Source organism: Escherichia sp. TW14182 (assembly GCF_000208525.1).
GTDB lineage: Bacteria > Pseudomonadota > Gammaproteobacteria > Enterobacterales > Enterobacteriaceae > Escherichia > Escherichia ruysiae.
Genome location: NZ_AEJZ01000172.1, coordinates 1 through 14,113 on the forward strand (window position 1 = coordinate 1; position 14,113 = coordinate 14,113).

The 14,113-nt window shown below is 49.8% G+C and carries 10 protein-coding genes and 2 pseudogenes; 7 read left to right on the top strand and 5 right to left on the bottom strand.

Annotation, left to right across the window (positions count from 1 at the left end; genetic code table 11):
- Nucleotides 1–3,100 (top strand): methionine synthase (gene metH / locus EQY_RS0115020; RefSeq protein WP_000322441.1); only part of this gene is annotated, 3,100 nt, incomplete at its 5' end.
- 169 nt (nt 3,101–3,269) lie between these two features.
- Nucleotides 3,270–4,901, top strand: coding sequence for a Na/Pi cotransporter family protein (locus EQY_RS0115025; protein ID WP_000956836.1), 1,632 nt, complete (start codon nt 3,270–3,272; stop codon nt 4,899–4,901).
- A gap of 89 nt (nt 4,902–4,990) precedes the next feature.
- Here the strand turns inward: EQY_RS0115025 and pepE are convergent, their stop codons facing one another.
- Nucleotides 4,991–5,680, bottom strand: coding sequence for a dipeptidase PepE (pepE, locus tag EQY_RS0115030; RefSeq protein WP_000421753.1), 690 nt, complete (start codon nt 5,678–5,680; stop codon nt 4,991–4,993).
- A 186-nt stretch (nt 5,681–5,866) separates the two neighbouring features.
- Between pepE and EQY_RS0115035 the strand changes: the two genes are divergently transcribed.
- From EQY_RS0115035 to rluF, 3 genes are all read left to right on the top strand, one after another.
- Nucleotides 5,867–6,160 (top strand): type II toxin-antitoxin system CcdA family antitoxin, encoded by a 294-nt coding sequence (locus tag EQY_RS0115035; RefSeq protein ID WP_000880799.1) that lies wholly within the window; start codon nt 5,867–5,869, stop codon nt 6,158–6,160.
- Nucleotides 6,160–6,477 (top strand): CcdB family protein, encoded by a 318-nt coding sequence (locus EQY_RS0115040; RefSeq protein WP_000438801.1) that lies wholly within the window; start codon nt 6,160–6,162, stop codon nt 6,475–6,477. Before EQY_RS0115035 ends, EQY_RS0115040 begins: the two co-directional genes overlap by 1 nt.
- A gap of 88 nt (nt 6,478–6,565) precedes the next feature.
- Nucleotides 6,566–7,438: a 23S rRNA pseudouridine(2604) synthase RluF gene (gene rluF / locus EQY_RS0115045; RefSeq protein ID WP_000936363.1), complete on the top strand. Its 873-nt coding sequence runs from the start codon at nt 6,566–6,568 to the stop codon at nt 7,436–7,438.
- On the opposite strand, the gene EQY_RS0115050 is transcribed toward rluF, so the two are convergent.
- From EQY_RS0115050 to EQY_RS0115060, 3 genes and pseudogenes are all read right to left on the bottom strand, one after another.
- The gene (locus EQY_RS0115050) at nt 7,439–7,711 is read right to left on the bottom strand and encodes a YjbD family protein (RefSeq protein WP_001207630.1); all 273 of its coding nucleotides are present in this window, start codon (nt 7,709–7,711) and stop codon (nt 7,439–7,441) included. It lies immediately after the preceding gene.
- A gap of 241 nt (nt 7,712–7,952) precedes the next feature.
- Nucleotides 7,953–9,104, bottom strand: a complete 1,152-nt coding sequence (locus EQY_RS0115055) for a lipopolysaccharide N-acetylglucosaminyltransferase (protein WP_000227795.1) — start codon at nt 9,102–9,104, stop codon at nt 7,953–7,955.
- A 507-nt stretch (nt 9,105–9,611) separates the two neighbouring features.
- Nucleotides 9,612–9,920: pseudogene (locus tag EQY_RS0115060) on the bottom strand (hypothetical protein); the annotation flags it as partial.
- 125 nt (nt 9,921–10,045) lie between these two features.
- Here EQY_RS0115060 and EQY_RS0115065 point away from each other — a divergent pair.
- A pseudogene (locus tag EQY_RS0115065) lies at nt 10,046–10,392 on the top strand (Mor transcription activator family protein).
- 54 nt (nt 10,393–10,446) lie between these two features.
- Here EQY_RS0115065 and lysC read toward each other — a convergent pair.
- Nucleotides 10,447–11,796, bottom strand: a complete 1,350-nt coding sequence (gene lysC / locus EQY_RS0115070; protein ID WP_001112912.1) for a lysine-sensitive aspartokinase 3 — start codon at nt 11,794–11,796, stop codon at nt 10,447–10,449.
- Nucleotides 11,797–12,089: 293 nt separating this feature from the next.
- On the opposite strand from lysC, the gene pgi reads away from it, so the two are divergent.
- Nucleotides 12,090–13,739 carry a glucose-6-phosphate isomerase gene (gene pgi, locus EQY_RS0115075; RefSeq protein WP_000789996.1) on the top strand — a complete coding sequence of 550 codons (1,650 nt, stop codon included), beginning with the start codon at nt 12,090–12,092 and terminating at the stop codon, nt 13,737–13,739.
- Nucleotides 13,740–14,113: the final 374 nt, after the last annotated feature.

Here is a 14,113-nt window from a genome sequence, read left to right on the forward strand (position 1 = left end):
GGTGAAAACGGAGTTTGAAGCCCTGGGCGTTGAACTGCCGATTATGATCTCCGGCACCATTACCGACGCCTCCGGGCGCACGCTCTCCGGGCAAACCACTGAAGCGTTTTACAACTCTCTGCGCCATGCCGAAGCCCTGACTTTCGGCCTCAACTGTGCACTGGGGCCAGACGAACTGCGCCAGTACGTTCAGGAGCTGTCGCGTATAGCAGAATGTTACGTCACTGCGCACCCGAACGCCGGGCTGCCTAACGCCTTTGGTGAATACGATCTCGACGCTGACACGATGGCAAAGCAGATTCGCGAATGGGCGGAAGCGGGCTTCCTGAATATCGTCGGCGGTTGCTGCGGCACTACTCCTCAACATATTGCGGCGATGAGCCGTGCAGTAGAAGGATTAGCGCCGCGCAAATTGCCGGAGATCCCCGTAGCCTGCCGTTTATCAGGCCTGGAGCCGCTGAACATTGGCGACGATAGCCTGTTTGTGAACGTGGGTGAACGCACCAACGTCACCGGTTCCGCTAAGTTCAAACGCCTGATCAAAGAAGAGAAATACAGCGAGGCGCTGGACGTGGCGCGTCAGCAGGTGGAAAACGGCGCACAGATTATCGATATCAATATGGATGAAGGGATGCTCGACGCCGAAGCGGCGATGGTGCGTTTCCTCAACCTGATTGCGGGTGAACCGGATATCGCTCGCGTGCCGATTATGATCGACTCCTCAAAATGGGAGGTCATTGAAAAAGGTCTGAAGTGTATTCAGGGCAAAGGCATTGTTAACTCTATCTCAATGAAAGAGGGCGTCGATGCCTTTATCCATCACGCGAAACTGTTGCGTCGTTACGGTGCCGCAGTGGTGGTGATGGCCTTTGACGAACAGGGACAGGCTGATACCCGCGCACGGAAAATCGAGATTTGTCGTCGGGCGTACAAAATCCTCACCGAAGAGGTTGGCTTTCCGCCGGAAGATATCATCTTTGACCCGAACATCTTCGCGGTCGCAACTGGCATTGAAGAGCATAACAACTACGCGCAGGATTTTATCGGCGCGTGTGAAGACATCAAACGCGAACTGCCGCACGCGCTGATTTCCGGCGGCGTTTCCAACGTTTCCTTCTCGTTCCGTGGTAACGATCCGGTACGCGAAGCTATTCACGCAGTGTTTCTCTACTACGCCATCCGTAACGGTATGGATATGGGGATCGTCAACGCCGGGCAACTGGCAATTTACGACGATCTACCCGCCGAGCTGCGCGACGCGGTGGAGGATGTGATCCTCAACCGACGCGACGATGGCACTGAGCGTTTACTGGAGCTTGCCGAGAAATATCGCGGCAGCAAAACCGACGACACCGCTAACGCCCAGCAGGCGGAGTGGCGCTCGTGGGAAGTGAATAAACGTCTGGAATATTCGCTGGTCAAAGGCATTACCGAGTTTATCGAACAGGACACCGAAGAAGCGCGCCAGCAGGCTACGCGCCCGATTGAAGTGATTGAGGGCCCGTTGATGGACGGCATGAACGTGGTCGGCGATCTGTTCGGCGAAGGAAAAATGTTCCTGCCGCAGGTGGTCAAATCGGCGCGCGTAATGAAGCAGGCGGTGGCGTATCTCGAACCGTTTATTGAAGCCAGCAAAGAGCAGGGCAAAACCAACGGCAAGATGGTGATCGCCACCGTGAAGGGCGACGTCCACGATATCGGTAAAAATATCGTTGGCGTGGTGCTGCAATGTAATAACTACGAAATTGTCGATCTCGGCGTGATGGTGCCTGCGGAAAAAATTCTCCGCACTGCCAAAGAAGTGAATGCCGATTTGATTGGCCTTTCGGGGCTGATCACGCCGTCGCTGGACGAAATGGTTAACGTGGCGAAAGAGATGGAGCGTCAGGGCTTTACTATTCCACTATTGATTGGCGGTGCGACGACCTCAAAAGCGCACACGGCGGTGAAAATCGAGCAGAACTACAGCGGCCCGACGGTGTATGTGCAGAACGCTTCACGCACCGTTGGCGTCGTGGCGGCGCTGCTTTCCGATACTCAGCGTGATGACTTTGTCGCTCGTACCCGCAAAGAGTACGAAACCGTGCGTATTCAGCACGGGCGCAAGAAACCGCGCACGCCACCAGTCACGCTGGAAGCGGCGCGTGATAACGATTTCGCTTTTGACTGGCAGGCTTACACGCCGCCGGTGGCACACCGTCTCGGCGTGCAGGAAGTCGAAGCCAGCATCGAAACGCTGCGTAATTACATCGACTGGACGCCGTTCTTTATGACCTGGTCGCTGGCCGGGAAGTATCCGCGCATTCTGGAAGATGAAGTGGTAGGCGTTGAGGCGAAACGCCTGTTTAAAGACGCCAATGACATGCTGGATAAATTAAGCGCCGAAAAAACGCTGAATCCACGCGGCGTGGTTGGTCTGTTCCCGGCAAACCGTGTGGGCGACGACATTGAAATCTACCGCGACGAAACACGCACCCATGTGATCAACGTCAGCCACCATCTACGCCAACAGACGGAAAAAACTGGCTTCGCCAACTACTGCCTTGCGGATTTCGTGGCACCAAAGATTTCTGGTAAAGCGGATTACATTGGCGCATTTGCCGTGACTGGCGGGCTGGAAGAGGACGCGTTGGCAGAAGCGTTCGAAGCGCAGCACGATGATTACAACAAAATCATGGTGAAAGCCCTTGCCGACCGTCTGGCTGAAGCCTTTGCGGAGTATCTCCATGAGCGGGTACGTAAAGTTTACTGGGGTTATGCGCCGAACGAGAACCTCAGCAATGAAGAGCTGATCCGCGAAAACTATCAGGGAATCCGCCCGGCACCAGGCTACCCAGCCTGCCCGGAACACACGGAAAAAGCCACCATCTGGGAGCTGCTGGAAGTGGAAAAACACACCGGCATGAAACTCACGGAATCTTTCGCGATGTGGCCTGGTGCTTCAGTTTCGGGTTGGTATTTCAGCCACCCGGACAGCAAGTATTACGCCGTGGCGCAAATTCAGCGCGACCAGGTGGAAGACTATGCCCGCCGTAAAGGCATGAGCGTTGCTGATGTTGAACGCTGGCTGGCGCCGAATCTGGGGTATGACGCGGACTGATTCACAAATCTGTCACTTTTCCTTACAACAAACAGGGCGCTCAATGAGTGCCCTGTCTCTTTATTAATATGAAACACTTATACTGGTCTTATATCGAACCGGAAAAGCGCAGCTTGCCCCCTTCGGTATCTGTTTCAGGAGTATATAACGATAAGGAGAACCTGAACTCGTGTTAACACTGCTTCACCTGCTTTCTGCCGTCGCCCTGCTGGTCTGGGGGACTCATATTGTTCGTACCGGCGTAATGCGCGTCTTCGGTGCGCGCCTGCGTACCGTCCTCAGCCGGAGCGTCGAAAAGAAGCCGCTCGCCTTTTGCGCGGGGATAGGCGTTACCGCACTGGTACAGAGCAGTAATGCCACCACCATGCTGGTGACGTCGTTTGTCGCTCAGGATCTGGTTGCCCTTGCACCCGCGTTGGTCATTGTGCTGGGGGCAGATGTCGGGACGGCGCTAATGGCGCGTATTCTTACCTTCGATTTATCCTGGCTGTCACCGTTACTTATTTTTATCGGCGTGATTTTTTTCCTCGGACGCAAACAGTCGCGCGCCGGGCAACTGGGGCGCGTCGGTATCGGTCTTGGGCTGATTTTGCTGGCACTGGAGTTGATTGTGCAGGCAGTAACGCCGATCACCCAGGCTAACGGCGTTCAGGTGATCTTTGCCTCGCTGACTGGCGATATTTTACTGGATGCGTTGATTGGCGCGATGTTCGCCATTATCAGTTACTCCAGTCTTGCCGCCGTACTGCTGACCGCCACCCTGACCGCCGCAGGCATTATCTCCTTCCCGGTGGCGCTCTGCCTGGTCATCGGCGCTAACCTCGGCTCCGGCCTGCTGGCGATGCTCAACAACAGTGCCGCCAATGCCGCTGCACGTCGCGTGGCGCTGGGTAGCCTGCTGTTTAAGCTGGTGGGAAGCCTGATTATCCTGCCGTTTGTCCATGTTCTGGCTGAATCCATGGATAAACTGCCTTTGCCAAAAGCGGAACTGGTTATCTATTTCCACGTCTTCTACAACCTTGTGCGCTGTCTGGTAATGCTGCCATTTGTTGACCCGATGGCGCGGTTTTGCAAAACGATTATTCGCGATGAACCCGAACTGGACGCCCATCTGAAACCGAAACATCTGGACGTTAGCGCGCTGGATACGCCAACGCTCGCCCTGGCCAATGCGGCGCGCGAAACATTGCGCATCGGTGACGCAATGGAACAGATGATGGAAGGGCTGAATAAAGTGATGCACGGCGCGCCTCGTGAAGAGAAAGAGCTGCGCAAGTTGGCGGATGATATCAACGTGTTATATACCGCGATTAAACTTTACCTGGCGCGGATGCCAAAAGAGGAACTGGCGGAGGAAGAGTCTCGTCGCTGGGCGGAAATCATTGAAATGGCGCTCAATCTGGAACAGGCTTCCGATATTGTCGAGCGTATGGGCAGCGAAATTGCTGACAAATCGCTGGCAGCGCGGCGGGCATTTTCGATTGATGGGTTGAAGGAACTGGATGCGCTCTATGAGCAATTGCTCAGCAATTTAAAGCTGGCTATGTCGGTTTTCTTCTCTGGCGATGTCACCAGCGCCCGTCGTTTACGCCGCAGTAAGCATCGTTTTCGCATTCTTAATCGCCGTTATTCCCACGCTCACGTCGATCGCTTGCATCAGCAAAACGTGCAGAGTATTGAAACCAGTTCGTTACATTTAGGCTTGCTGGGAGATATGCAGCGTCTGAACTCGCTGTTTTGTTCGGTGGCTTACAGCGTGCTGGAACAGCCAGATGAAGATGAGGGGCGGGACGAGTATTAATACAGGAACCCTGTAGGCCTGATAAGACGCGTCAAGCGTCGCATCAGGCATTGTGTACAAGATGCCGGATAATGCATCCGGCAATTTACTTAAAAACGGTGCCCGGCTTCCAGCGGTACTGCTTCCTCACCCGCTTTAAACACATAGGTGGTATTCGGGCCGCCCAGCGTAGCGTGACCTTTACTCACCGTGATCCAGTTACCTTCCGGCAGACCAATAATCGTCAACTCTGGCGCAACCACCAGCAGTTCGCGAATACGCTGCTCGCGTGTTTCACCTTTGTGGCCTTCCGGCAGCGCGTTGGTGAAGTGCGGGTTGATTTGCAGCGGGAACAGATTTAGCGCATCGAAACCTTGCGGATCGACAATCGGCATATCGTTGGTGGTGCGGATAGTTGGGCAAGCGAGGTTAGCACCTGCGCTCCAGCCAATATACAGCGCGCCGCGTTTCACCACGTCAACAATTGGTGCCAGCAGACCGCGCACACGACATTCCTTCAGTAACTGGAAAGTGTTGCCACCGCCGACAATCACGATTTCCGCATTTTCAATCGCGGCAACAGGATCGGCAACACTATGAATACCGGTGACAGAAACACCCAGCGGAGCGAGAACCGCAGCCGTTTTGGCGGTGTAATCATCCCAGGTTTGCGTTACGCCAGCGAAAGGAATAAACACCGCTGAACGGCGACCCTGCAACTGTTCAGCAATCAGCGGCAGCGCATGTTCCAGCCAGGCTTTTCCCGGCAGCGTCGAGTTACTCAATAAAAGCAGTTCCATTACTTCTCCGGTTAGTAAGAAATCACGGGAGCCATGCTATCACCGCGAATTTCACCACTTACTGACATGGCTCACGATGTCGTGTATTGCTTCTGGAAAGCGCCTCGCAAGTTTGAATGATCAGGCGTGACAGGTATTCGCGACAGAGGTATTTTTCGACAAATTTCTAAGGGAACTGGAGGAAAAATGCTCGCTAATTACGCTACTTTTAGACAGAGTATGCGCATCATGATGGAGGGAATTATGCGCACAATGTCGAAGGTTAAAAAATCTGTCAATGTTTCGCTGCCACCAGAGATTTTGGAAGAGACACGTAAACTCAAACTCAATCTCTCGGCGGTATTAACCGAAGCGTTACTGGAAAAAATACGTCAGAATCACAGAGAAACCTGGTTGCGAGAAAACAAAGAATCCGTCGACGCAGTTAATCAGTGGGTGGATGAGAACGGTTCATTTAGCGATTACCAAAGGTCATTCTAATGGAGCAATATTGTGCTTATGAAAACCTGGGGAGTGGGCGGCATGTTTATCCTTATCTCATCAATCTCCAACATCCTGTCGCCAATGTATTAAAGCATGCCATTGTTGCTCCGGCGATCCGACTTGATCAGCTACCTGGCGGTAAACCGCCGGTAAAAGTTTGTCCGGTGGTTTCAATTGCTGGCCTGGACCACATGGTGATGACTCATATGATGACAGGAATACCGCTAAAAGAGTTGGGAGAACGTATAGCTGATCTTAGTCAACAGCGAATCGTACTGCGTGATGCTATCGATTTTCTATTAAACGGCTATTAATGCTGGCACGTAACTTATCGTATCCCGCATAAATCCTGTTTTTCAGGAGGAGGAGGTACGGTATATTCCGCGTTTTACAGGAGAATTTATGCTGCCCGACTCATCAGTCCGTTTAAATAAATACATCAGCGAAAGCGGAATTTGCTCACGCCGCGAAGCGGATCGCTATATCGAGCAAGGCAATGTGTTCCTTAATGGCAAGCGTGCCACCATTGGCGATCAGGTGAAACCCGGTGACGTTGTAAAAGTAAACGGTCAACTGATTGAGCCACGGGAAGCCGAAGATTTAGTGCTTATCGCCCTGAATAAACCTGTTGGCATTGTCAGCACCACCGAAGATGGCGAGCGAGATAACATTGTCGATTTCGTTAATCACAGTAAACGCGTCTTCCCGATTGGTCGCCTGGATAAAGACTCTCAGGGACTGATTTTCCTCACCAATCACGGCGATCTGGTGAATAAGATCCTCCGTGCGGGTAATGACCATGAGAAAGAGTATCTGGTGACGGTGGATAAACCGATTACCGATGAATTTATTCGTGGCATGGGCGCAGGCGTGCCGATCCTCGGGACGGTGACCAAAAAATGCAAAGTCAAAAAAGAAGCGCCATTTGTCTTTCGCATTACCCTGGTGCAGGGGCTGAACCGACAGATTCGTCGCATGTGTGAGCACTTTGGCTACGAAGTGAAGAAGTTGGAACGCACACGCATCATGAACGTCAGCTTAAGCGGCATTCCACTGGGCGAGTGGCGCGATTTAACTGACGATGAACTCATCGATCTTTTTAAGCTCATCGAAAATTCCTCTTCCGAGGCAAAACCCAAAGCGAAGGCCAAACCGAAAACGGCGGGTATCAAGCGCCCGGTGGTGAAGATGGAAAAAACGGCGGAAAAAGGGAGTCGCCCGGCATCAAACGGTAAGCGTTTCACCTCGCCGGGGCGGAAGAAAAAAGGGCGTTAATCAGCGTCTGCCGCGCGTCGATGTATTTGCCGACCAACTGAATGACGCTTCAGGGTCCGGTTTGTAAGCCTGCTTTTTCTTCAACTGGCGGGCCTTTTTCGCCTCAGCCTCACGCTCAACCATCAGCTTATCAATGTACTCTTTTTTAATGCTGTTGGTTTCGGCATTGGTCAACACACGACCATGCGCAATACGCGCCCGATCCAGTAGCGTCTTTAATTCGCGCTGTTCACGCTCGGTCATCTCTTTTTGTGTAATACGGGGGAGTGCCATGATGGTGCCCTCAGTGAGCCAGAATGTTCAGTGTACGGGAATTTACCCCAGAGCAGAATAGGAGAATGAGTCAGGATGTTTTTTTTTGAAAAAATTATCCATTTGACTGTTTCTTTTAATTCGTGGCTTCAGATCTGGTTGTGATTTTAGGATAAACAGTAATATACCGGGCATACAGCCCGGTATTGTTTTTATCCATATCAGTAATATTTTTTTCAAAATAAAATTCGTCACTAAAGTTCTAATTAGAACAGTCAAACCAATTGCTAATTACAGTTTCAAACTTGTGAGTAACTTGCCACCATAAATAATTTTCTAGGACAAATTGTTTTCCGTGATGGGCAATACTAAGTAAATCAGGATTGTTAAGTGTTTTTTCTATATCCACAGCAATCGTTTCTGGTGTCATCGGCTCTTGCAGGTGATAGCCAGTATCTTTATCTTTTACAAATTCTATCATTCCACCTCGAGTACTCACCAGTACAGGTTTACCTGCGCTCATAGCTTCTATTGCCACCATACAAAATGGCTCCTGAAATTGAGATGGAATAACAACTAAATCAGCCAAAGAATAATAGCGATGCATTTCCTCAGGAGCGACACCTCCTAACATATGGCAGTGTGAACCTAGTTGTTTTGCTAATTCTCGAATTTTCTTTTGGTAAATTCCTTTTTCCCCCTTACTTTTGCTCGCATAATCCCCTATAACAACCAGTTCTATATCATCACGGGTTCTGATGAGTAGTTCAAACGCCTGTAAAAGTAACATCAATCCTTTTTCAGGAGATATTCTTCCCGCATAAAATACAATCTTCTTTTCAGGGGGGATGTTCAGTTCAGAACTGTTGATTTTTACATGGTGCTTATCCGTATTATATGGATCTGTTCCATTTGGGACTATAGCGATATCTGCATCAGGAAGAAACCCCTGATAATAGTCTTTTAAATAGTTACTGGGGACGAGCATTTTGACATTATCATCCATTCCTTTTGGCTCATAAGCGTTATGCATATGCATCACTATTTTTGCATGAGGTGAACGCTCACGAATCTGGCGATATAATTTCATGCTATTATGTACAACGATTACACTGTTATCCGTAATATTGAAATCGTTAGCGACATTCAAAATTCGTTGAGAATAAGGCAGGGGATCTATACGCGTCAATTTCTGAAATATGCGTTTATAAATTCGACTGAACCCGATGCGATGAATTGAGCATCGTTCACTGACAGTGGTGATATCAGAATAACCTTCTTCTTTTATACAAACAATTCTATTCGGTATTCTTGTCATCTTAGCAACCTGATAAATCCAGGTTTCTACAGCAGCTGCGCAACGTGGAGGAATGGAAAAAATTGGCGTAACAGTGAAAATTATTTTATCAACCATGACGTATTATCCTTTCTATTGTTATTTTGCTTTATTGAATTTTTATAAGCAAATGAGGAATCAGTGTATATGCATAGTATGTGAATGTTATCCTACTTAAGCCTCTATCTTTGTGGCGTGCCAGCGGCAACGTGTTATCTGACTCATTTTTATTAGTGATAACCTTACTTTTCCAGAGGAGTGAGATAGTAAACACGCTGTTTCCTCGCATCGTCTATGAGGGTATCAAAAGGACAAACTATATTTGAAGTGATTTATAACGCAATATATTTATGTTTAAAAATTGCTTTTATTCTTCACGTGAATGCTTTGTTTGGGATGATATTTTTTATAAATATGTTATACCTAATTCTAAATAGCCAAGCGGAATAGTTCTCCATTTTCGGTCAGCCCTTTCGGGGTAAGGCGCAGAGACCATTTTCTCTGTCTAACCGTGCTTGCACCGGGGAGGTGTCCGTATAGGCTATTTAGCGTATATAAGGAACCGGGCATTGTGCCCGGTGTGATTTAAGGATGGGATTGCCAGCTACTTACTAAGGCATACAAGTGATTTGGTGAGTATCGCCAGCTATCTTTTAATTGCAGGAATTCAGCACAAAATTCACTGCAAAACAGGCGATCGCACTGTTCTTTATTGCCGGTGATAATTCCTAAGGCTCCGCGCCAGTCGTATTTTTTGCCATCATGTTTATGGAAAAACGTTTCCACGTCCTGAAGGCAGGCCTGGAGCGGCAGCATATCCCACTTATCTGGCGGTAAAGGCATTATCTTTCCCCGAACGCCGCGATCGCGTAGTGATGCAGAGTAACAAAGGTAACTCTTTGGTTGTTTATTTGTTTGTTGAATGTATTGAGTGGCAGTAATGATAACTGCTTAGCGTATATCCGTGGTTTTACACGCATCGGGTCTTATACAGGATGCAAGATATATGGAGATGAAAAATGATACGAAAATCAAAAGAGATGGCCCGGACACCGGAGATCATTAACGACCTGGCGTTTCATGCATCGCAAGTTCTGATTGAGAGCATCAATCTCGACAGCTCATCGGCGGAAAATGTGGGCTTTGCCATTGCTGACCGAATGATGCGTAACTGGGGGGGCAAAGCATTTATTTCCCGAAAGGGATCTCTGGACGGGCGTCGGAGCGTGACTACCAAATCTATAGCGAGTGCGATGGTCGCAACTACGCCGAATTAGCGAAGAAATATAATCTGACGCTGCAATGGATTTATAAGATAGTGAAACGCGTACATGCGGAAAAGCAACAGCGCCGTAGTAATTCGTAATTGATCAGGCATGGTGAATAGCGACGTGGCTCGCTATTCACCTGTACTGGTCGTTTACTCAAACAAATTACTATGCAATGTCTGCACCACCTGTTCCGCATCAGCACCCGGCACCAGGAAGCACAGGTTATTGCTGGAAGCGCCGTAGCAAATCATGCGGATGTTGAACGGTTCCAGCACGCCAAATACTTCTTTGCCGACGCCGCAGGCTTTTGACAGGTCATTACCAATCAGCGCCACCAGTGCCAGGCCTTCTTCCACTTCCACGCGGCACAGCGCCGAAAGCTCCATCAGCAGTGATTGCGTCAACAATGTATCGCCAGTGGAAGTTGAACCAGTCGTATCAAGAGTTAATGCCACGCTCACTTCGGACGTAGTAATTAAATCCACCGAAATATTATGCCGCGCGAGGATACCGAAAACTTCCGCGAGGAAGCCACGGGAATGCAGCATATTCAGGCTGTGCAGGGTTAATAGCGTTTGTTTACGGCGCAGAGCCAGTGCACGGAACAGCGGTGGATTTTCGGTTTTATTACACACCAACGTACCGCCAGCACGTGGGTCTTTGCTGGAACCGACAAACACCGGAATATCGCTGCGCACTGCGGGCAGCAACGTCGCTGGATGCAGCACTTTCGCGCCAAAGGTCGCCATTTCAGCGGCCTCTTCAAAAGCGATTTTATCAATGCGTTTTGCTGCCGGCACCACGCGCGGATCGGTCGTGTAGATGCCAGGGACGTCAGTCCAGATATCAACGCGAGATGCGTGTAAGGCTTCCGCCAACAAGGCTGCCGTATAATCGCTGCCGCCACGTCCAAGTGTTGTAGTACGCCCTTTACTTTCGCTACCAATAAAGCCCTGGGTGATGACTAAACCTTCACTGAGCTGTGGAGTCAGATGCAACGCAGACAGTTCCGCCAGTGCAACAACATCTGGCTCCGCGCGACCAAACCGGTCGTTGGTGCGCATCACTTTACGCACATCAAACCACTGCGCCTGGACATCGCGTTCGCGCAGGATTTCAACAAATAGTAGAGTAGACATCAGTTCGCCGTGGCTAACCAGTTCATCCGTCAGAGCCGGAGATGTTGCCAGCGCCGCCGCTTCGGCCAGAACGGTAATGTTCTCCAACAAACGTTCAATCTCTTCACGGATGACGTTCGGGTAACGCAGGCGCTCCAGAATGGCGAACTGAATATTGCGAATAGCATCGAGTTTTTCGAAACGCTCAACCGGTTCCAGACCTTCAGCCAGTGCAACAAGTAGGTTAGTAATCCCCGCAGAAGCAGAAAGCACAACTAAACGAACATTCTCATCAGAAAGCACAATGTCGGCGCTGCGGTTCATGGCGTCGAAATCAGCCACGCTAGTACCACCAAATTTGGAGACAACAATATCGGGCATAACAACCTCGTGTCAGGGAATGAAAGAAGCGACCTTGGCACAAAGGCAAAATAGAAACCGGTGCAGGCGCAGACCGTATTTATAAATAAAAGGTGTAGGGGAGTGTGTCAACGCCGGGATTATGCGGATTATTCATGCAGCGGGCATGGTCAGAAATTGTGCTTATAACGTCTATACTTTTTATCCTCTTCAGTAGTTAGCTGAGCTAACGGCACTAAAACCATCACATTTTTCTGTGACTGGCGCTACAATCTTCCACAGTCACAATTCTCAATATCAGAAGAGTATTGCTAATGAAAAACATCAATCCAACGCAGACCGCTGCCTGGCAGGCACTACAGAAACACTTCGATGAAATGAAAGACGTTACGATCGCCGATCTTTTTGCTAAAGATGGCGATCGTTTTTCTAAGTTCTCCGCAACCTTCGACGATCAGATGCTGGTGGATTACTCCAAAAACCGCATCACCGAAGAAACTCTGGCGAAATTGCAGGATCTGGCGAAAGAGTGCGATCTGGCTGGCGCGATTAAGTCGATGTTCTCTGGCGAGAAGATTAACCGCACCGAAAACCGCGCCGTGCTGCACGTGGCGCTGCGTAATCGTAGCAATACGCCGATTCTGGTTGATGGCAAAGACGTAATGCCGGAAGTCAACGCGGTGCTGGAGAAGATGAAAACCTTCTCGCAAGCGATTATTTCCGGTGAGTGGAAGGGTTATACCGGCAAAGCAATCACCGACGTGGTGAACATCGGTATCGGCGGTTCTGACCTCGGCCCGTACATGGTGACCGAAGCACTGCGTCCGTACAAAAATCACCTGAATATGCACTTCGTTTCTAACGTTGACGGAACTCACATCGCAGAAGTGCTGAAAAAAGTGAACCCTGAAACCACGCTGTTCCTGGTGGCGTCTAAAACCTTCACCACTCAGGAAACCATGACCAACGCCCATAGCGCGCGTGACTGGTTCCTGAAAGCGGCCGGTGATGAGAAGCACGTTGCGAAACACTTTGCGGCGCTCTCCACCAATGCGAAAGCCGTTGGCGAGTTTGGTATTGATACCGCCAACATGTTCGAGTTCTGGGACTGGGTCGGCGGCCGTTACTCTTTGTGGTCAGCGATTGGTCTGTCGATTGTTCTCTCCATCGGCTTTGATAACTTCGTTGAACTGCTTTCCGGCGCACATGCGATGGACAAGCATTTCTCCACCACGCCAGCCGAGAAAAACCTGCCTGTATTGCTGGCGCTGATCGGCATCTGGTACAACAATTTCTTTGGCGCGGAAACTGAAGCGATTCTGCCGTATGACCAGTATATGCACCGTTTCGCGGCGTACTTCCAGCAGGGCAATATGGAATCCAACGGCAAATACGTTGACCGTAACGGTAACGTAGTGGATTACCAGACTGGCCCGATTATCTGGGGTGAGCCGGGTACAAACGGGCAACATGCGTTTTACCAGCTGATCCACCAGGGAACCAAAATGGTGCCGTGCGATTTCATCGCGCCGGCTATCACCCATAACCCGCTCTCTGATCACCACCAGAAACTGCTGTCTAACTTCTTTGCTCAGACCGAAGCTCTGGCCTTTGGTAAATCCCGCGAAGTGGTAGAGCAGGAATATCGCGATCAGGGTAAAGATCCGGCGACGCTCGACTATGTAGTGCCGTTTAAAGTGTTCGAAGGTAACCGTCCGACCAACTCCATCCTGCTGCGCGAAATCACCCCGTTCAGCCTGGGGGCGTTGATTGCGCTGTATGAGCACAAAATCTTTACTCAGGGCGTGATCCTGAACATCTTCACCTTCGACCAGTGGGGCGTTGAGCTGGGTAAACAGCTGGCGAACCGTATTCTGCCGGAGCTGAAAGATGACAAAGAAATCAGCAGCCACGATAGCTCGACCAATGGTCTGATTAACCGCTATAAGGCGTGGCGCGGTTAATCATCGTGCATGTCTGATGCCGCTACGTAGGCCGGATAAGGCGTTTATGCCGCATCCGGCAACCGGTGCCTGATGCGACGCGGTCGCGTCTTATCAGGCCTACAGGTTGATGCCGATATGTACATCGTATTCGGCAATTAATACATAGCACGATTGATTAAATAACCTTAATAACAATGCCGACTATAAGTCGGCATTGTTCTATCAGATAAATCCTCTTGTCTGTGATTTAACGAAAATCATACCGTGAGGTTAATCCTAAAATAGATTTTTAGTCTGTAATTATTTCGGAAAATACGCAGGTCAATCGCTTTTGTGTTTATTTTAACCTCATGATTAACATAATTATTTATATATAATAAAAAATATATAAT